The organism is Sphingobacterium sp. UBA7038, assembly GCF_002494055.1.
Classification (GTDB): Bacteria; Bacteroidota; Bacteroidia; order Sphingobacteriales; family Sphingobacteriaceae; genus Sphingobacterium; species Sphingobacterium multivorum.
This window is the reverse complement of record NZ_DLAV01000031.1, coordinates 112463-132929: the sequence shown is the minus strand read 5'-3', so window position 1 is coordinate 132929 and position 20467 is coordinate 112463. Positions and strand designations below refer to the sequence as shown.

Genomic DNA, 20467 nt, shown 5'->3' with positions numbered 1-20467 from the left:
CGTTTAGGACGCAAGTGATGTTCAAGCTTAAAATCATCAATTCATTTTACATAGTAGTAAAAACCAAATATTTTGAAAATGTATCTAGGAGACAAATTTTTGTTATTCGGTGCGGTTCAATTTTTTATTTTTGCGCTGAATACCATTATATTTAACGCTTTTTCAATATGCTCCTAAATCTTAACACCCTATTGACCTTTTTAGCTGTCTTATTTAACTTCAATTTCGTTTGGAATAGATCATATTTCGCACCAAACTTTAGACAAAGCTTTTCAAAATCTTACCAATTCTTAGTTGGATACATATCTTTATTGGAACAATTAGCTTTGTTAAAATACCTAACGCCAATAAGAAATTCAATCCATTAATTTTTTCGGTGTTATAATATTTATGGCATATTTCTTAGAAATTTATTATCTTTCTACTTTTTAACATTTTAAACCTTTTGAAAATTATGGGTGGTCAACATGGTATGCGGGGGTATCTCCTGCAAACAATTATTACGGTTTTAGATAGTCTGTCTCAATCATCAAATTGGCAAACTGTTACCATTGAACCTAATGACGAATCCGAAAAAGTTGACATTAAATGGGAGCTAAATACTAATAAAAAAAAACTGGTACAGGTTAAATCATCCCAAAATACAATTAGTTATACTGCAGCGAAGAAGTGGGTAGCTGAACTAAAAAATGGGACTTTGGCAGAGCATTATGAGCTGATTTGCATTGGTCACACCGACTCCAAGCTAAATGAAACAAGCGATATTGATGGTGTGAAAATCGTAAAAAAGCCATTGGATTTGGATTTGTTACTTTCTAATTCAATTGTAAAACTCGATGAATTTTATGAGAAAAAAAATCGCAGTAAACTTCAAGCCACTATTAAACAAATATTAGTAAATAGCTTAAATTTCAAATTAGGACATGATTCAATCTTTGGAAAAACCATTACCAAAGAAGATTTTGATAATGTGCTTTTAAATTGGCTTAGCGCTATCGAAAAGTATGTAAGTAAAAATCCTTTTATTCAATTTACCGGTTTTGATAGTGAAGAGCCAATCTTAACTATTGAACAGATTATAACCTCAAACTTTTTGAAACTCATTGGCTGGAAACATTTCAGTAAAGATTTCACACTTGATTACTTTGATGACAAATTGGTAAGTAATGAAACCGCGAAAGTAGACTACTATGTTACTTTCGAAAGTAAATTAAAAGATAATACCACAAACCACATCTTCATCAACGCGCTACAAGATTACAAATATCCGGAAAATGCACGCTACGAGATTAGAAATTTTATAAAAGCCACTAACGTTATTACAGAGGATTTTAAAGCCAAAAGAAAGATTGATACTCAAAAATCTAATGGAGTTTTTAATATCCTCTTTTGGATATCTACTGACAACGATGATATCAATAAAGACTTTATCTATCAGAATAAAGAAGTTTTTAGAAATGAATATATGGAACTTGATCAGCATTACTTTTTAGTTGATAATGCTAAAGCAAACTTTATAATTAGCTCCATAGTAACCGCAAAGAACTTCCGGGAAGATTTACCTGTTAAATTTCTCTATCCAATAACAGAATTTAATTCGTCCTTCAATAAAATAGGAAAGCGAGGAACACAACTACCTCCAGAGTACATTAATACTAATATTCTTCCAATAATAAAAGAAAACAGTGAGAAGATCAGCGTACTTTTATTCTGCTCCGACCCATACAATCAAGAGAATCTAAAAAAAATAATATGGTTTCTCATTCGTTTGACCAGCGGATTGGCAAATGAATATATTGTTTATTTTAGTGACTACTCTTTAGATTTTCAAAACGAAGTATTGGATGTGCTTCAATCTTTTGATAATAGTGACCTTTTAGATAAAGTAAGCGTTAAAAAATCACTATTTGTTGAAACATTGCAGTTTGCGGAATTGTCTATACCCACCATTGGCGACATTTCATCAACAATTGAGGCTATTCAATCAGAGGGAGAACTTCGAATTAACCCTATTTTTAAAGAGCAACTGCCTTACGGAGATATTCTCAAACCAATCCTGAATACAGATAAGATTAGTGCGCAGGATTTAAAAATATTCCTATCTCATAAAGGAATTTTTTTAAAGAATGCGGACAAGCGTAAACTTATGGACTTGATGGTAAGCTTGCTATTTAGTCCTATCGAGTTAGAAAATTTCATTAATTTGATAAATGTTAAGGAACGACCGGTTAGTAGTATTCCATATTTTCTACCAGCGATAACTGAGACACCTATATCGGAAATATTTAGTCAGATCAGGCCAAACTTTGAAAACATTACGGATGGTCTACAAGCAAAGCTAAATAGCCCGGTTGTCTTTTCCTCCGACCCAGATCAGCCTGGACTTTTTTTATTTTCATCGCATGTCGAGAAAAAAGATCCAACAAAACACATCGCACTGAATACAATTTGGGAACCTATTAAAATCACGTACCAAAAAATTAATGGCGGATTCATCTTAAACAATGTTGAGACAAATTCCAAAGATGCCAAGATTATCGCTAATCGAATAAATACAATTATTAAAGAGGAGCTACTAGAGCATGGCCACATTGCTGACCAAACTACAGAGATCAAATTTTCTGACTTTACATCAAATACAGAAAGGGTTAATTTTTTGTTGAGCTTCAACAATATTGCTAGTAGCAATATTTTTATAAAGCAAGATATAAAAGGTCTAAAGTATATTTTCGACGAGACTAAAGAAATCCCCGAAATATATAAAGATCGGACTGAGAAAGACTTAATCATACTTTTCAGAGGCAAAAAACTTGAAGGATTAAGAGAGTTGTCAGAAGACCTTTTTAAAGAAATAATTTTACTCGAAGAAATTACAATTTCATATAACTTCGAGATTAAAGGTGTTAAAAGCAACCTGTCCGTAAGATATGACTTTTCAGATGCGTTGAAAATAAGACCAATAGAGGGTACCTTCAGATCTCAAGCATACTTACACAAAAATTACTATGTAAAACAAGTACGCAAAATTGCGGATTTGGAAAAAAATCTGAATAAAGAAGTTGAGCGACTTAAAATTGAAAAACTGCAAAAATTTGGCAAGATATAGCAGATTATGGATAACCTTGAATGTATAGCAAAGTCTTTGAAGAATATGGTTGGACGATTTGAAGCCGATGCCTTCGCTCGCCAAATGACCTCATTTATAAATGGAATCACACTTCCTTGGAATGGATCGATTATCAATGGATTGGTTTCTCCTTTTAGGCAGTTGTTTTATTTATTCAATCTCAATATAACTTCAGACATAAATTCCAGTGAGCGAATACCATTTGACCTCGAAAAAGACTGGCCCATAATAGTTCCAATGCTAGCAAAAATGGAATCAGCTCATAGGTATGAATATGGTGAGCTAAAGCCTTTTTCTGAGATTCTTTTTGAAACAATGGACACTGAAGAAGTTTTGCGACGAAGGCAGATTGGGTTATCCACCTATATCTCATTTTTTCATGTTGGTCCATTACATTTTGAAGAACAGGCCATTGAAAAAGTTGTTGAGCTTTATAAAAACTTCGATTCCGAATTGATAAAAACTTTTGGGTGGAATGCTGATGATGTAATTGCATTATATAATTGTCTTGATGCTTTATTTGAATTAAAGAAGGATAAAGCCTTTATAAAACAGCAAAAAAAAGAATTAAATAAAGACGAGTTCAAAAAAGAGATATTAAGTGCTTTAGCGAATGGCAGTAGTTTTAAAGAGGCAATGAGATCCTTATCGGAACAGCCTATAGATATGTTTAAGTACATTGCTGATCCGTCTATGGTCAATATTTTCTCATTATTTGATCTTGAACATTGTTCGAAACCGCTTGTTGACACTGTATTGGAAAAATTGACTATTACTAGTTCTGTTGACAAAAATTTTTTGTTTTTTAGCCAGCCAAACCAGTTATATAAAAAGCCTATCTATAAACTATTGGATGGTAATTATATGATTATTGATCACAGAGTCTTATTGAATGCAATGTCTGACTTACTTCAGGAGAAGTGCTCTGAGATTATTAAAAATAAAAATCGTATCACCAAAGCTAGGGATAAATATCTAGAACGCAAGATTGAACAAATTTTTAAAGACTTTTACAAACAAAATAGCCTCGTAAAAATATTACCATCGTATTACTTAGAGAAAGGTGGTAGCGAACGGGACCTTTTAGTATTAGCGGGAGAAACAGCGTTGATTATAGAGGCAAAAGCCGGGAAAATACGCGAACCTATGTATGATCCAGACAAAGCCTATAATGGAATTTGGCAAGATTTTAAGGAAACCATTGACTATGGGTATATACAAGCTTATAGTGTTAAGGAAAAATTGATGGCTAAGATGCCTTTTGATGTTTATGACAAGAAAATGAACGTTGTACTTAACATAGATCCTAATAACATAAAAGATATTCATACTATAATAGTAACGTATAATAAATTCGGTCACGTACAGTCTGATTTGCAAATGATGTTAGATCTATACGATAACGACGATCACTTCCCATGGGCAGTCTGTATTGATGATTTAGAAATATTTCTTTTAGGATTAATAAAACTAAAGATGTCAGAAAGGGATTTTTACAGGTTTTTAAATCAACGGAGAAACTTACATGGACAATTAATAGTGAACGACGAAGGACAAATTACAGGTCAGTTTTTAAAACATAAAAAAATTTTAAAGCAGACTGGTACATATCGTTTTAGCCCAAATGACGACTACATTTATGATCAATTATACAGCACTGGCTTGGGCTTTAAAAAGGAACGAGGAATGGATCGAAAAACTGATCCGAGATTCATCAAAATAGTTTAGCATTAAATAGGATATTATTTTTTCGATTATTCGCTGTTTTAAGAAAAGAAAAAATGAACATGCTAAACACAAATGAGTTTAAGAAACTAAATTTTTATCAAATAAATGATATAATGGAAATTATTGAGGTTCATGAAAATATTTGACAATATATCTTCAGTAAATTTCACGATCTTGAAAAATTTGTTGCAGAATTAGAAGTTGCGGAAAAAGGTAGAATATTCGGATAAATATCTGAGGGAAAATAAATAAAAATTCTATTTAAAACTTTGCCTTGATTGGTGTGGTTTTTTAATAGATATGAATAGTATGGAAGACGAAAAATTAGCCTGGGCCAACGTAAGAATGCGACTAGATCAATCTTACGGGTATGATGAAATATGGGAAGAAGCAATTCAAATTTTCAACAACAGATTGAGAAAAAAATTTTTCTCTCCAATTCAAATTATAATCAATGATAGATCAAAAAATGGTGAAGGTTTCGCTATCATGACTGTTCAATGTGCAATCATTGAGACTCTCGCTGCATTTAGAAAGGGGATGATTTTCAATCATAATAACCGTAATGGAAATCCAGCTTATGAATACAAGTCAAGCAGGAAAATTTTCACAGAATTTCTTCTATCTGCATCTATATTTAAGGATCATTTTTGGTCATTAGACATACATGGTGCTATGGTTCCAAACAATCCGTTTAATTCAATAGATTTTTATTCTGATGTTCGATGTGCATTAATGCATGAGGCAAGAACAAAAAATAGTTGGCATATAAATCTTTCGCCAAAAAAAACCGATAGCAAGAACGAATCAAAATTCATTGTGACGGAAAATGGAAAAATTAAGATATACAGAACACTGCTTCATTACAGACTACTCAATTATTTTATGGAATATCAGAACGAATTGCGGCAAAATAATCAAGATGGGGAGATCTTAAGAAAATACTTTGCCAGAAAAATGGACAGCTTGTTTGAAGTTGTACCTGACGTAAATTTCGATTGGTGGAACTAATATATCTAATAATAATCCTGTAAAAATAATAAATTCAAGAATGATTGTATCATCTAATAATTCATTATCAAGCACTCAGTAGAAACTTTAAATAAAATGGATATAAGGAAGATCTGATTACCATTCAAGCAGTATTACAATCAATAGAAAACACTTCTATCAATTGAAATACAAATAGTTAAAAGGAACAAACAATATTCTACACATATAAAGAACGATAAATTAATCATATTTTGAAAATTCTAGATATTGATCTCGATTATTTCCTTCACAAAAAAGCAGACACCCCTGTTAAAAGAAATAGAAGAGTACATAAAAAAGTGTATAAATGCGAAAAAAAACTCCCTCTCAAGATTAACCAGTGACCTTTTAGAGCAGATTAATATTATTGAATGATCAGTCCTTTTTTCAGAAAATGTATTATAGCAGAAAGATGAGGTGAGATTCCATTTTTTAATCCATATCCCTTAAAAGTAAAACAATCCTTTTTTGATCGTCAATATAATCTTATATATAGCGCGACAAAGAAACTAACAACTGCAACTATAATTATTACTAATATCAAAATTAGAATACTCAGATCATCAAAATTTAGATAAACGAAAACAGGCAAATAGAACTACATGGGTTAATCCCATATAATTCTATTTGCCTATTTTTATCTTCTTAATAAACTGTAATAAAGGCACTAAAGGTTCTATTGAGCTCTCGTGACCCCACTAAAGGAGACACTTAATAAAAGGTGCCTCCTTTTTTTATACCCATAAAAAACTATGAACCAACCTGTTAAAGTATGTTCATTTAGAGTTCGAAAATATTAACAAAATTATTTAGTCTTTGGTTATCGATGGCGCAAAAAATGAGGTTTGTAGCCACTCTCCTACCGTTTTTCCAGAGTTCGATTTCTCCTTAAGGATTCGTATTTCTTAGATAACCTCGTTCATATTATTCGAAATAGCATAGGAAATAAATTTTGTGTTCGATCCATGTACAATTTATCCGATGAATTTCTTCGATGAAATAATACTCCTGCGCCCACTGCTTGTAATAACAATTGCCTTTAGCATAACAACCTTTCCTTTTGGGACCATTATTTTAATGGTTTGACTGGGTTTGGCTAAAAGATCTGCATCAGTAGGATCTTTTCCATTTAATGTGAAGTAAATTGCAGCATCCGGAACAGCAGTATCGAATGTGATATTGAAACTATGTCCAGTTTCAGTAGATTCTAGCGTTTCAAAAACAGGAGGAACCCAATAATTGTAGCCTTTTCGATCAAAGTATGCTAACTGATATGGCAAACGCTCTATTTTAAAAGTCTCAACATTCTTCTGACAACTCGATGTCCAACCAGTTTCGGCAAGTCCCAAAATTCGAGGTAATATCATATACTGTAATTTACTGATATGATAGATATGTTCAGTCCAGATACAACCTTCTACCCCACGGATCAGATCTTTTCTATTCATAGTAGTTTCATCATTCAAAGGATTGTATTGGTAGGAACTTGACCACGGGTAGTTTCCACCATGATTAATCGGTTCTTGTTTGGAACTACTCTGGGCATAGTCAAAATAGAGTCCATATTTACTTGATGCTAAAATAACCGGATGCTTTTTAGAAAGTTGCTCATCAAGTGTCCTTTCATCAAACCGGTTCATCACTGAAAATTCTCCATTGGTATTCCCTTCAAGTATTTCATCCCATCCGATCATCTTCTTTTTTTTGCTTTCCACGATTTTATGTAGTCGAGAAATAAAATAACCCTGTAGAGCTTTCATATCCTTTATATTGTTCCGTTGCATAAAAGCTATAACATGAGGTGATTTCTCCCAAAAACCTTTGAAACATTCGTCCCCACCGATATGAATATATTCATATGGGAACAGGTCAGCAATTTCACTCAAAACCTGATCAATAAAATTATAAGTAGTTTCCTTTGTAGGATCGAGCGAATTGTCTGTATACATTTCATATTGACCATTTCCAAACCATCTGGCGAAGCTACTTCCTGGATTTACCTTTATCGTGGTATCTCCAGTCACACAAAGAAAGGGATAAGACGCAATAGCAGCCATTGCATGTCCCGGCATATCAATCTCCGGAAGGATAACTATATTTCTGAATCTAGCGTATTCCACGATCTCTCGGATCTGCTCATGCGTATAAAATCCGATATCATCAGCTTTTTCGTCCTGTTGTGGGGGAAGCATATCAGTACCGAAATGACCGGTTCTGGAAACTCTTCTCGCTCCAATTTCGGTCAGTTTGGGAAGGCTCTTTATTTCAATTCGCCAGCCCTGATCGTCAGTCAGGTGCCAATGAAATACGTTCAGTTTGTACCTCGCCATTAGATCAAGTACCCATTTTATCTCATCGACAGTGAAGAAATGACGCGATACATCTAGCATCAATCCCCTATAACTAAATTGGGGACTATCCAGAATTTTCACCGCAGGAATAGCAACATGATCACTTTTTTTATTTGGAATAAGCTGGAGAAGTGTCTGAACCCCATAAAAAAGCCCCTTCTCTTCTCCTACAATTTCTATTTGATTTTCGCCAACCTCAAGTTTATACGATTCATCTGAAGAATGACCAGTTTTTCCTTCCTTAACTAGGATGGTATTCTGTATTCCCCCTTTGTCCTGTTCAAGGCCTTGTATCAACTTTTCCAGCAACTCAGAAGCACCCCTTGTATTTCCGATACTTTTAATTTTAGTATTAGAAGATAGGACAAATTTTCCGTTTCCGATTATCACATTATTTGGGTATGGAACAACTGAGATTTGTGCGAAAACTGAAATATTGATCAATACACAGATAATTATGATTAAATTAAACTCTCTCATTTTGATCAATATGGTGTGCGGAATATTTTTGCTCGATAAAATTTGGCTCCAGATTTAGTCCTATAGTATTGGAAAACGCCAGAACTGGAATAGATATCAACGTATCGGGTACACCATACCGGGCTGGTCACAGGATCAGGAAGTACAGTTGTTTTCTCTGAATCCGGTCTAGTAAGAACAAATAATCCTGATTGCTGTCTACTTATTGACTTCACCATAGTTTTATTAATGCCAGTTGTATCCCCTGGACCATCAGTAAATATTTTAGTGGTTTTATTAAAATTGTACACTCCTCCATTTGTTGATACCCAAAGCACATTGTCATCGGCAAGATCCCTTCCCAGATCATGTCCAAATGGGTTTTTACTGCTTGTTGTATTTAGATACCCCCTTCGTGCAGGTAGTTCAGTCAAAGTTGGTGCAGCATCGGTACCTCCTACCTGCATTGCTATTACAAAATCATTTCCAGTGGCCCAAAGAATATTTTCTAAAGGATCATAAACGACAGCATGTGCCTTATTAAGCTTCACTGCCGCATGCGCCAGATTATCTGTACCTGTTGAAGAAGCATATAAATAAACAGAATCTCTATCCGTTGCCGCAACAGCAATATTTCCATTTGGAAGTAGTTCAACGCTATGAGGATTATACCCAAGATTATACGCCCATTTTTTCACTCCCGATGGATAAGAAGCAATAGTGATCAAACCACTGGAACAGGATGCAACGAGATGGTTGCCACCCCAGGCGTCAACTTTGCGTACCTTAAAATCTGTAGGAAGTCCCCAATGGTCAATTGCATACTGGGAATACCCTTTGACAAGTGTCGGTTTCCATGACCATTTTAAAGCTGTCGTCAAATTCCAATCGGCAACTGCGGGATCATAGATTTCAATCATGTTGGTAGCTTGATTGCCAGTCCAGATCCAGTCATCTCCTGCTGCAACAGAATAGGACTGAGCGTTTTCAACGGAAGTTAAGTTATCTTGAGAAGTCAAAGATAGGTTGTTACTATTTTTGCAGGACACCATAAATGCAGCTGCAATAAAAAATAATATTCTTTTCATGTTATAAAAAATTAATAACCTTGATTTTGTGGTAAGAGATTAGGATTTTTAGTGATTTCAGCTTCCGGTATCGGAAATATACCGTGAAAATCTTTTACATTTTTTGCTCCTAGAGGGTTGTCGTTTGCTGCAGATTTAACAGCTTCAACCAATTTCTTCCAGCGGACAAGATCCCATTTGCGTTGAAATTCTCCTACAAACTCGATTCCACGTTCTTTAAATATTTGTAAGCGAATCTCGTCCTTACTCAGGTTGCTCAATGGTTTCTGTAGTCCTCCATGTTCTAAACGGACCTTATTAATCCAATTCAAAGCTTCGGGAGCATTTCCAAGTTCATTTTGAGCCTCGGCAAGAATAAGGAGTACATCAGAGTACCGTTGAAAATAAAGATTCTTTCCGCTATTACGATCATTAGCTTGAAAATCCCAAAACTTGGCACCGAACCAAGGACGTCCCGGTTTCAGATTACGCGAAAAGGTCTGGCCGTTATAGCCACTTGCCAGCGTTACTTCTTTTCGTTTGTCACCATCCTCAAACATACCAACCAACACGCTTGATGGATAATAGTTCTCATAACCACGAAATACATTCGAGCCGAAATCAACACCTGCATAGGTTTTATTATTGGCATCTTTTGTTGGCATAAACCATGTATAGTAATAGTTTGTGACAATATTGGAGTTAGAAGAAGAAACACGAAGATATTGTATTTCAAAAATAGACTCCTTGTTATTCCTGAATTTCAAATTTGGATCAAATAGCTTATCATAATCTACAAGCTGATAAATGCCAAGATCAATAACCTGTTGAGCATATTTAGCCGCATCAGCCCATTTCCCATCAAAAAGACAGATCTTTGCCAGTAAAGCCATAGCCGCGCCTTTTGTCGCCCTGCCCACTTCGGAACTTGGATAGGTATCAGGCAAATAGTTCGCTGCCTGCAGAAGATCCTTTTTTAATTGTTCATGAACGATTTCCAATGGTGTACGGGGTAATACGCTTACCTGATCTACAGGCAATTCCTCAGTCCACATTGGAACATTACCAAAAGAATTGGTAAGCATATAATAATAAAGTGATCGTAGATAAAGAGCCTCTCCTAATACTCTATTCTTTGTTGCTTCAGTAACGTTTGATTTGCCGACACGGTTAATAACCATGTTGGCATTGGCTATTGAAGCAAAACATTTTCTCCAGATTCCAGTTACATTTCCGGGTGAAGCAGCAGTAAATGTATATTCCTGATTAAAATCATTTGTAGGTACATAGAGTAAAAGATCTGTTCCTTGCTCGATAGACTTCCACAGATCTTCCTGGCCAAATAACTCGCTCAATCCGGAATATACGCCATTGATGGCCTGAATACACTGTGCCTCAGAAGTAAAAAATTGATTCGGGGAAATTTTACTATAAGGATCCTCTTCCAACGTTTTGGTACAAGATGAAAATCCCAGCAGACTCACACATACTATTGCTTTATATATATTTATTGATATCCTTTTCATAATTTATTCATTAAAACCCAACATTAATTCCCAATGCATAAGTACGTGCATTAGGATATGTACCATCGTCTTTCGCCCTAATCGTAGAACTTGTTCCACCACCATTCACTTCAGGATCGAAACCATTATATTTTGTCAACAACAAAAGGTTTGTTCCAGTTACATACACCGATGCGGATTTGAAGGTTTTTGGAAAAAGGCTCTTGAGGTTATAACTTAGTTGAAGGCTCTTTAAGCGAATAAAAGATGCATCATGAAGAAAACGTGAACTTGGTACATTATCTCTTGAATTAACCATTGGTATATCCGAACCGGTATTTGAGGGTGTCCATCGGTCGGCCATATAAGCAAACTGATTTGTAAATTCGGCTCCGCTACCCATAAAAAATTCAATGGCATTGTACATGGTATTTCCTTGGTTGTATTGTAGAAAAAGGTCAAGTGATAAATTTTTGTAGGTAAATGTATTTCCAAATCCACCATAGAGCTTAGGATTTGGAGTGCCCAGATACATATAATCGTCGATATTCAGTAGACCATCTCCATTCTGATCTACATATCGTGGCTTACCGGGTTTATAGAAACCAGAAGGTGAAACTAATTTCCGGCTTCCTGCTGTGCGGGCAAGTTCTTCGTCAATCTCTTGTTGATTGTGCCATACTCCGCCATAAATAGCTCCAAAATTGGCTCCAATTGGGACACCTACTTTTAAATAATTCGTATTGGCACCATAGCCATTATTATCAATAGATACCATGACAAGTGGGCCAATATCTTTGATTTCCTGACTATTTGTTGATAGCGTCAATGTAGATTTCCAATTGAAATCTTTATGTGCAATCATGTCGCCAGAAACCATCAGTTCAAACCCTTGAGAAACAGTTTTACCCAAATTTACCAATCGTGAGCTGAATCCGGTTTGCTGGGGTATCTGTACATTTAATAGAAGATCTTTCGTATTGGTCTTATAATAATTGACATCAATAGTCAACCTTCCGTTCCATAAACTCATATCAAAACCAAGATCGATCTGTGAGGATGTCTCCCAAGTGAGATTCGGATTATCCATCGAGGATTGCGTATATCCCAAAACCGGATTCTCTCCAAAGATATAGCCTTTGGAATTTGGAGCCAGCGTAGCAAGAGACTGATAATTTCCTATCCCCTGATTTCCGGATTTACCATAACTGAACCTAAAACCCATGTCGGAAATTGTTTTTTTGACCTCTGATTCCTTAAAGAAAGATTCATTGGAAACGCGCCATTTTACGCCAAACGACGGAAAGAATCCCCATTTATTGTTCATTGCAAAATTGGATGCACCATCATAACGGCCACTCATTGTAAGATAATACTTACTATCAAAATCATAGTTTATACGACCGAGGTAGGACACTCTTGAATTCTTTTCTGCATTAGAAGAAACAGTTCTGTTTACCTGATCTGCAGATGCGAAATTGTTATACTTCATAATGTCATCTGTCAGTCCCGTCACTGAAATACCCATTGTACTATTCTGGCGATTTTCCATGGTAAAACCGCCTAAAAGATTTAGATGATGAAGATCCCAGTTTCGATCATAATTCAGCGTATTTTCGTTCAGCCAATATGTCGAAGTACCCATCCCAGATGAAGCATTAGCCGTTGTGTTTTTTGTCGCAATCTTAGACGGCATAAACGAAGGAACGAAATAAACATTTTTATTATTTGACAAGGATGTTCCAAAAGCAGATTTAAGTTTCAAGCCTTTGATCAGTTCAGCTTCGATAAATAAATTAGCCTGGAGGTCATTTACAGTATTAGCATTCTCTGTAAGCTCCGCTACTACTGGTGGTGTATCCACATCGCCGCCCGAGTACCATATCGGATTATAAGACTCAAAGCTACCATCAGGTTTCCGTACAGGCATTGTGGGGGGCAAAGTAATCATCGAACTTGGCCAACCGGCATTAGCACCATAATTCACATTCCCCGAATTAATCTTATATCTCGATGCATTGAGATTTAAGCCCATCCGGATTTGGTCTGAAAACCGTTTATTCATATTGATACGTCCCTGAAATTTGGCCATATCAGTACCTTTGACGATCCCTTTCTGGTCGATCATATTCCCCGAAATAAAATAGGTAAATTTTTCTGAACCACCGCTTGTTGACGCGTTATAGCTCTGATAGATACCTGTCCGCATCGTTTCGTCGGTCCAATCTGTACCTTTTTCACCAACTATATTTATCACAGAATCTATGTTTGGATATACCACAGCACGATTTTGATCCAGTCTTGACTCGTTAATAAATTGGGTAAACTGACGTGCATTCATCAGTTTTAATCTTTTTGGAAGTTGCTGGATACCGGTTATCGTGCTGACATTGGTATTATCCTGATTTGCTTTCCCCTGTTTCGTCGTGATCAATACCACACCATTTGCCGCCCTTGAGCCATAGATCGCTGTCGCTGAAGCATCTTTCAGAATGTCTATGGATTCTATATCTTCAGGGTTGAGCGTATTTAAATTTGTAGCGTCGATCAGGCCATCCACAACATATAAAGGCTCATTTGTGGCACTGATAGACCGAGCTCCTCGGATGCGGATTGAAGTTCCAGCACCCGGCGCTCCATTACTTGACTTAACGTCCACACCTGATGCTCGCCCCTGCATCATCTGATCAACCCGCATTACGGGCATATTGGCAAATATTTTACCTGAAATAGTCGAGACGGCTCCCGTTAAATCCTTTCTTTTTACGGCGCCATATCCCACAAGGACAACTTCATCCAGTTCCTGAATCGTCTCGTTAAGAATAATGGTAAGACTCTCATAACTTGTGATCGGCATTGTAACTGTTTCGTATCCCGTATAAGAAACGATAAGCTCATCTCCAATCCTGGCTCCTTTGAGCAGAAAAATCCCATGTTCATTACTTGCGATACTTTGCCCGGTTCTTTTTAACCGAACTGTTGCGCCAGCGACAGGAGCTCCCTTTCTGTCGGATATCTTCCCATTAATATCATTAGTCTGCACCAAATTTTCACCTCCAGTCGATCCTGCCTGACTTGCTGAGCTTGACTTAGTAACGACGATGATCTGATCTTCAATACTGAACTTTAATGATTTCTCTTTCAGCAACTGTGTAAGCGCCTGCGATAAATCGACATTTTCAACTTCAATAGATGCTCTGTCACTTTTTCCAATGGACTTTTTGGTATATAAGAAATCATATCCGGTTTGAGCACTTATTTTATTGAAGATCTTCTCCAGTGTTGTATTTTTCTCTTTGAGCGTAACCTTTTGCCCAAAGCTTTTTGCACTGATATGTACTGTGGCCAAAACAAGAAACAAGGCTGTTAATTTCATAGTTAGCAGAAATTTAAAGACACAGCACCTCCACTGTACTTTATTAAAAAAATAATTTTTGTACATTTGATTTTACGTTGTTATTGAAGTGAACATGATTTCGAACTCATCACTTCGGTTAATAAAATAATTCGATTGACCAGCAACTAAAACTTAGGGCTTTCGGTTGCTGCCGATAAGCCCTAAGTTTAAAAAGAAGGAATTAAGGCATAACTATTACCCTCCTTCCTTCCACTTTGAAATGGACTCCTCCAGTTTTTTCCAGGCTTTTTAATATTTGGTCTATATTTTTCTTACGGTTGAATTTCCCCGTAAATACCTCATTACTGACGTCACCAATGTAATTCACTTCTTCAATACTATACCATCTTTCGAGTTTAGCCATTACATCCTTAATGTTTTCATCATTGAATCGGATAAATCCATCCTTCCAGCTTGCATAGTCCACCGCTTCAACCTGGTTGACTAGGATGGAACTTCCTGAAAATACAGCCTGCTCACCAGGGGCCATGACTACTGATTCAGCAGATTCAGGTTTGAGAATAATTTTTCCTTCGAGCAATGTGGTATAGGTATTTTTATCTTCCGGATAGGCGGAGACATTGAAATGGGTACCTACCACTTTAATAAGTTGGCCTTTGGACTTTACATAAAAAGGTTTCTGTTTATTTGGAGCAATTTCAAAATATGCTTCTCCAACAATTTCTACGCTACGTTCACCTTCTGGAAACATATTTGGAAATTTAAGCCTGGAGTCTGAGTTTAACCATACTTTTGATCCATCGGCCAGAACTAGACAATACTGACCACCTCTAGGCGCTATTGCAGTATTCCATTTTTCAGCAGCGCTATTTTTAGATTCAATAGCCTTATACTGTACCGTACCGTCCTCTGATCTAACAATGACCATAGCCGATGATACAACAGAATCACCAATCCTAATTTTGTTGAGGTCCACTGATTTTCCATTTGCCAGTTGGATCAGCGCACTATTTCCACCAGGTACAATAACCCTAAGATTATTCGGATCAGCAGATGGACTGTGCAAATAGAAATATAATCCCACACCAATTATGGCGATTATTGAAGCAGCCTTCCAAAGCCAGGAAAGAACAAGTGGTTTAACCTGAGTTTCATTATTGGGCAATTGGGAAAATATCCTTTCCTTGACACCAGTCAGGTCAGGTTCATCATATTCCTGGTCAAGATATCGCTGATATAAATCTTCAACAAGTTTCTTTTCTTCAATGGAACAGAGTCCATTGATATATTTTTGTAAGAGTTTGTCAAGTTCCTTTTGATCCATTTGGTTTATGAGCTTTATTATAATGAGGCTTCAAAACCAAAAAGGTATACATGTGATCTGAAATTATTTTAAAAAAAATAAAAGTAGCCCCATATAGGGTGTCAATTTCTTCCTCAACTGCTCCATTGCCCTAAACATTGTTGTTTTAACAGAGTTTTCAGAAATACCCATTTCCTCTGCAATCTGCTTATAGCTGAGTCCCTCGATTTTCCCTTTGCGGTAAACATGCTGCATTTTTGGTGGAAGCTGTGAGATCTCATACTCAAGTGAAATATGGGCTTCCTTAAATAATAATTGTTCTTCCGCGTTATCGTTAGTTACTCCCTCACCGAGCTTGGCTAATTCCGACACAAATACCTCCTTTTTGTTGGAACTTGTAATAACTTTTATGGATTTATAGCGGACCGCGGAAAAAAGATAAGCGTCAACATTTTTTATTTCCAATGATTTTGCTTTTACCCAAATATTGGTAAAAACATCCTGTACTACATCGCAGGATTCATCGCTGCTTTTCAGCACTTTGTAAGCCTGAATATAAAGTCTATTCCAATAACGGGCATAAATTTCGGAAAATGCGTAATAATCCCTTTCCTTTAAAAGGGAAATAAGTTCTTCGTCACTAGAAGAATTATAAAGTCCGGCTTTCATTGGTGTGCTAAATTAGATAGCTTATATGTACTAAATATTCTTCTTTCATTAAGCAATCATTAACTAAGGGAAATCCAGTACATTTTATTCGAATTTATATAACTTTTCTAAAGTTTCAAAATGTAAACCTATTATCGGACGAGACAAGGAACTTTTGACTATAGATACTTGACTGATTCATAAACAGAAATTTATATTCATCTTGATTACAAAAAACAAAATTACATTTTTCATTACATTAAAATTTAGATAAACGAAAACAGGCAAATAGAACCACATAGGGTAATCCCATATCATTCTATTCGCCTGTTTTTATCTTCTTAATGAACTGTAATAAAGGCACTAAAAGTTCTATTGAACTCTCGTGACCTCCACAAACAACAAAGCCGAACTTTAAGTTCGGCTTTGTTGTTTATTGCAGAATACCTTTGTTGACCGCATCCCGTAAGACACCACCTGCTGTATCTCCCGCGTATTCCCAATACATCGCACCGAGCAGCCCCGTCCTATGTACGTAATCGCATTTAAATGCAATCGACTCTGGCGTTTCATAGGTCAACACAAACTCCCCTTTATCGTTGACAAGATAATGTGCTTTCGCTTCATCGTCCCATTTCTGTTCAAAGTCCTGCAACGCAAGCAGATCTTTATAATCGATAAAACCTTTGACATCAGTTTTATTGCCCCGGCCATAGAATGGAATTCCCAGCACCAATTTTTCTACAGGCATACCGCCTTCGACATGCGCCTTTACAGCCTCCACACAGGTTGTACCACCCGACATAGCGGAACGATGCAAACTCGCATGATGGTACGGCGGGTGTCCCGAATCATAAGTCATGATATTCACAAAATCCACATCCTTCTCAATCTTGTCAAAAGCAATATACTTACCGCTCGCCACAGAAGCTAAAGTCAACAGTCTCTTCTTACCGATAGCCTTGCGAATATCGTGCATGAGCAAGGTGAAATTTTCCGTATCGGCTAAAGAAGACGAAATCCCGGCAGAAGAATTCGTTGGATATTCCCAGTCGATGTCAATACCATCAAGATTAAACTCCCGCACCACACGCAAGCAGTCTTTGGCAAACTTCTGCCGATTCATTTCATCAGCGGCCATTTCGCTAAACCGGCCGCTTCCCCAGCCGCCAACGGACAACAATACCTTTAGATGTGGATGTGCTTTCTTAAGATCCGTAATAGCTTTCAATCTAGATTCATTATCTATACGCAGGCCATCAAAGCTATCGCTGACATGTGCAAAGGCATAATTGATATGCGTCAGATAGGTCGGATCAGGCATCACTTTAGACCAGGAGGTGACATAGGCGATAACAACTTTTTTGTTTTTTGCTCGTGCACGACTTACACTAGGGTACAATAATAAAGTCAATAACAGAACAGTGAAGGTCTGGCTAAGTATTGATTTCAATTTAGATTCCATAATAGCTTTTTATTTTGTTTCAAGATGATATTGATTGTCCTAAAATATGATCGTTAAAGTATGCGCATTCGATGCTTATGGGCGACCTACAGTTTCAGATAAATAGGTAGCTTCTTCAGCAAGATCGCATACCACAACATCGCAAAAGCCCAAAGCAATGAACCGGCAATAGCTAAGCCCATATACTCCGATTGTTTATAGAAGAACAGGGGAAGATGAAAACCCCAGCAGATAAAGTAGATTAGATCGGGAGCAAGATAGGTCGTTAATGAGTTCTTTCCAGCCTCCTCAAAAACCCGCATACCCCGCTGGTAGCCTTTCACGTCTATGAAATAATAAAGCGGTATCAAAAGCAATACGCTAATCCCGCAACAAACCAATGCCCAACTCGGCGTACCATGGATTTTGGATAAAATAAACCAAAAACGCAAAACAAAACCCATAGCCAGCCAGATCGTGGCAAGGAGAAACAAGATACGCAACAAGATGCGCGGCGTTGCCGCATATCGTTTCATAAGCATTCCCACAAGTGTTCCGGCTAACACAATACAGGGTATATTACCGGATAATAGGACATGCAGATACCGTCCAATGCCAGAAAGTTCAATTTTTAATTCGGTGTGAGCCAAAATATTGAGCAGAAAAAATATCAGCCAGCCACATACAACAACGATTATCCTACCCCGACTCAACAAGAAAATAGAAGCCGCGGCAAAATATCCCCATCCAATCAGCCCTAAAATCCCCCACCATCCTACTTCCAGCCCCTTTCCATCAGAGGCTTTAAACATGTATACGAGATAAATAATACCCACTACACCAACAAGACGCATCCCCTTAAAAAAGAGCGGATAGGTAGAATCTTTCGGATAATGATTCCAAATCAGAAAAACGAATACATACAGCAGTCCCAACCACAACAAATGCGACATTCCCGTCAGCTGTGGATCAACTCGCGAACCATTCAATATCAATACCCCAATAAGCAATAAACTTAATGTTCTGATCAGCATATGAACAAAAATAACCGTTGTCGACGATCCTAACTTTTCCCGGGCTGCCACAGCATAAGGAACAGCCACTCCAACCATAAAAAGAAATCCCGGGAAAACCCAGTCCGCCAACCCCATTCCGTCCTCATCTGCTTCTGTATGAACCAACCATTTAGGCACAGCTGGAATAAACAGGTCATTAACAAATAACATCAGGAATAGCGTAAGACCACGCATAACATCCATTGAACGGATTCGGATTGTAGGTACAGCTTGCAATTCGTTCATAATTGATTCGTTGTGTTCAAAAAGTAGCTATCAGCGTAGCTGCTTAGCCCATCTCTTTCCTGGATCCTTCTTTGATAATTTTTTAGTGATTTTATGGCGACCGGAACCTGGTGAAAAATTCCCGCATAGAAAAATTCCTGTATAACGAAACGAAAAGACAGGGTATTTCGCTAAGATTTATCATCAGTAACGCTAATGAGATATCTTTGAATAATCTAAGATGAGAAAAAAATAACACTATATAGTGAAATATTTGTTCAAATTAGTGTAAATTTTACTCATAAAACACAGAAATCGTGTGCTTTACTGCAGTGATCCTTATAAACGACAACTTACAAGCCAGTCAACGCACAAAAAGAAATGTCATACATGCTCGAATTGTTACTTTTATGATCTGTATTGTATTGCATATAAAAAGCAATTTATCTAAGTTTGACAAAAACAAATTTACGATACAGCCGATCTACATGAAATTAATTCTTTTTATCTGCTTGTTCTTCGCAACACAAGCTATCTTCGGACAGAATATCAGCGTCGTCCAAACAACAAATAAACAGTACAAACCATGAATCAATTAAAATTTCGTGACGCCACGCAACAAGATTTACCACGCATCGTAGAAATATACAATTCTACCATAGCCTCTCGCATGGTCACAGCAGACACTAGTCCCGTATCTGTCGCCAGTAGACAAAAATGGTTTGACGAACACAACGCTTCGAAAAGACCCCTGTGGATGATAGAAGATGTAAATAGCCAGGTACTTGGCTGGGTAAGTTTTCAATCTTTCTATGGTCGTCCAGCTTATGATGCAACAGTAGAAATTAGTATCTATTTGGACGAACAGCAACGCGGCCGGGGCCTGGGTAAACAGATTCTCCAGTACTGCATTGATAAAGCCCCAGGTTTAGGCGTACATACCTTATTGGGATTTATCTTTGCACACAACTTGCCTAGTATCGCATTATTTGAAAAGATGGGTTTCAAGGAATGGGCCAACTTACCCAATATAGCAACCTTGGATCAGGAAGAACGTAGTCTAAAAATATTAGGTATACGAATTAAATAACAGCGTGACAATCTAATTACCCGTCATCAAAAATAAAATTGTTAAATTACAGTATTCATTAGATAAGATCTTTAA

At 36.8% G+C, this 20467-nt stretch carries 12 protein-coding genes; 4 read left to right on the top strand and 8 right to left on the bottom strand.

Features of this window, described 5'->3' with window-relative positions; translation table 11 throughout:
- Window positions 1–454 precede the first annotated feature (454 nt).
- From B3H30_RS20155 to B3H30_RS20145, 3 genes are all read left to right on the top strand, one after another.
- Window positions 455–3106, top strand: coding sequence for a hypothetical protein (locus tag B3H30_RS20155; RefSeq protein WP_070565837.1), 2652 nt, complete (start codon window positions 455–457; stop codon window positions 3104–3106).
- 6 nt (window positions 3107–3112) lie between these two features.
- The gene (locus B3H30_RS20150) at window positions 3113–4855 is read left to right on the top strand and encodes a hypothetical protein (protein ID WP_070565835.1); all 1743 of its coding nucleotides are present in this window, start codon (window positions 3113–3115) and stop codon (window positions 4853–4855) included.
- Window positions 4856–5164: 309 nt separating this feature from the next.
- Window positions 5165–5866 (top strand): hypothetical protein, encoded by a 702-nt coding sequence (locus B3H30_RS20145; RefSeq protein ID WP_139144981.1) that lies wholly within the window; start codon window positions 5165–5167, stop codon window positions 5864–5866.
- 995 nt (window positions 5867–6861) lie between these two features.
- On the opposite strand, the gene B3H30_RS20140 is transcribed toward B3H30_RS20145, so the two are convergent.
- The 8 genes from B3H30_RS20140 to B3H30_RS20105 form a co-directional block, all read right to left on the bottom strand.
- Window positions 6862–8718 (bottom strand): beta-N-acetylhexosaminidase, encoded by a 1857-nt coding sequence (locus tag B3H30_RS20140; RefSeq protein ID WP_070565832.1) that lies wholly within the window; start codon window positions 8716–8718, stop codon window positions 6862–6864.
- Between the two features lie 5 nt (window positions 8719–8723).
- Window positions 8724–9785: a DUF6528 family protein gene (locus B3H30_RS20135; protein ID WP_070565830.1), complete on the bottom strand. Its 1062-nt coding sequence runs from the start codon at window positions 9783–9785 to the stop codon at window positions 8724–8726.
- 11 nt (window positions 9786–9796) lie between these two features.
- Complete coding sequence (locus B3H30_RS20130; protein WP_070565828.1) at window positions 9797–11290, bottom strand: RagB/SusD family nutrient uptake outer membrane protein; 1494 nt, start codon at window positions 11288–11290, stop codon at window positions 9797–9799.
- Between the two features lie 10 nt (window positions 11291–11300).
- A complete protein-coding gene (locus tag B3H30_RS20125; protein ID WP_070565826.1) occupies window positions 11301–14645 on the bottom strand; it encodes a TonB-dependent receptor in 3345 nt (1114 codons plus the stop codon).
- Between the two features lie 202 nt (window positions 14646–14847).
- Window positions 14848–15951, bottom strand: coding sequence for a FecR family protein (locus B3H30_RS20120; protein WP_286834810.1), 1104 nt, complete (start codon window positions 15949–15951; stop codon window positions 14848–14850).
- A 63-nt stretch (window positions 15952–16014) separates the two neighbouring features.
- The gene (locus B3H30_RS20115; protein ID WP_070565822.1) at window positions 16015–16599 is read right to left on the bottom strand and encodes an RNA polymerase sigma factor; all 585 of its coding nucleotides are present in this window, start codon (window positions 16597–16599) and stop codon (window positions 16015–16017) included.
- 412 nt (window positions 16600–17011) lie between these two features.
- Window positions 17012–18043 carry a glycoside hydrolase family 18 protein gene (locus B3H30_RS20110; protein WP_070565820.1) on the bottom strand — a complete coding sequence of 344 codons (1032 nt, stop codon included), beginning with the start codon at window positions 18041–18043 and terminating at the stop codon, window positions 17012–17014.
- A gap of 86 nt (window positions 18044–18129) precedes the next feature.
- A complete protein-coding gene (locus B3H30_RS20105; protein WP_070565818.1) occupies window positions 18130–19323 on the bottom strand; it encodes a DUF5009 domain-containing protein in 1194 nt (397 codons plus the stop codon).
- Window positions 19324–19888: 565 nt separating this feature from the next.
- Between B3H30_RS20105 and B3H30_RS20100 the strand changes: the two genes are divergently transcribed.
- On the top strand, window positions 19889–20392 hold the full coding sequence (locus B3H30_RS20100; RefSeq protein ID WP_070565816.1) for a GNAT family N-acetyltransferase: 504 nt from the start codon (window positions 19889–19891) through the stop codon (window positions 20390–20392).
- Window positions 20393–20467 lie beyond the last annotated feature (75 nt).

Bases quoted from the DNA above. Each gene is read 5' to 3' on its own strand.
- B3H30_RS20115 (WP_070565822.1), bottom strand. From the start codon at position 16,599: ATGAAAGCCGGACTTTATAATTCTTCTAGTGACGAAGAACTTATTTCC.
- B3H30_RS20145 (WP_139144981.1), top strand. From the start codon at position 5,165: ATGGAAGACGAAAAATTAGCCTGGGCCAACGTAAGAATGCGACTAGAT.
- B3H30_RS20150 (WP_070565835.1), top strand. From the start codon at position 3,113: ATGGATAACCTTGAATGTATAGCAAAGTCTTTGAAGAATATGGTTGGA.
- B3H30_RS20125 (WP_070565826.1), bottom strand. From the start codon at position 14,645: ATGAAATTAACAGCCTTGTTTCTTGTTTTGGCCACAGTACATATCAGT.
- B3H30_RS20135 (WP_070565830.1), bottom strand. From the start codon at position 9,785: ATGAAAAGAATATTATTTTTTATTGCAGCTGCATTTATGGTGTCCTGC.
- B3H30_RS20120 (WP_286834810.1), bottom strand. From the start codon at position 15,951: ATGGATCAAAAGGAACTTGACAAACTCTTACAAAAATATATCAATGGA.
- B3H30_RS20140 (WP_070565832.1), bottom strand. From the start codon at position 8,718: ATGAGAGAGTTTAATTTAATCATAATTATCTGTGTATTGATCAATATT.
- B3H30_RS20155 (WP_070565837.1), top strand. From the start codon at position 455: ATGGGTGGTCAACATGGTATGCGGGGGTATCTCCTGCAAACAATTATT.
- B3H30_RS20105 (WP_070565818.1), bottom strand. From the start codon at position 19,323: ATGAACGAATTGCAAGCTGTACCTACAATCCGAATCCGTTCAATGGAT.
- B3H30_RS20110 (WP_070565820.1), bottom strand. From the start codon at position 18,043: ATGGAATCTAAATTGAAATCAATACTTAGCCAGACCTTCACTGTTCTG.
- B3H30_RS20100 (WP_070565816.1), top strand. From the start codon at position 19,889: ATGAATCAATTAAAATTTCGTGACGCCACGCAACAAGATTTACCACGC.
- B3H30_RS20130 (WP_070565828.1), bottom strand. From the start codon at position 11,290: ATGAAAAGGATATCAATAAATATATATAAAGCAATAGTATGTGTGAGT.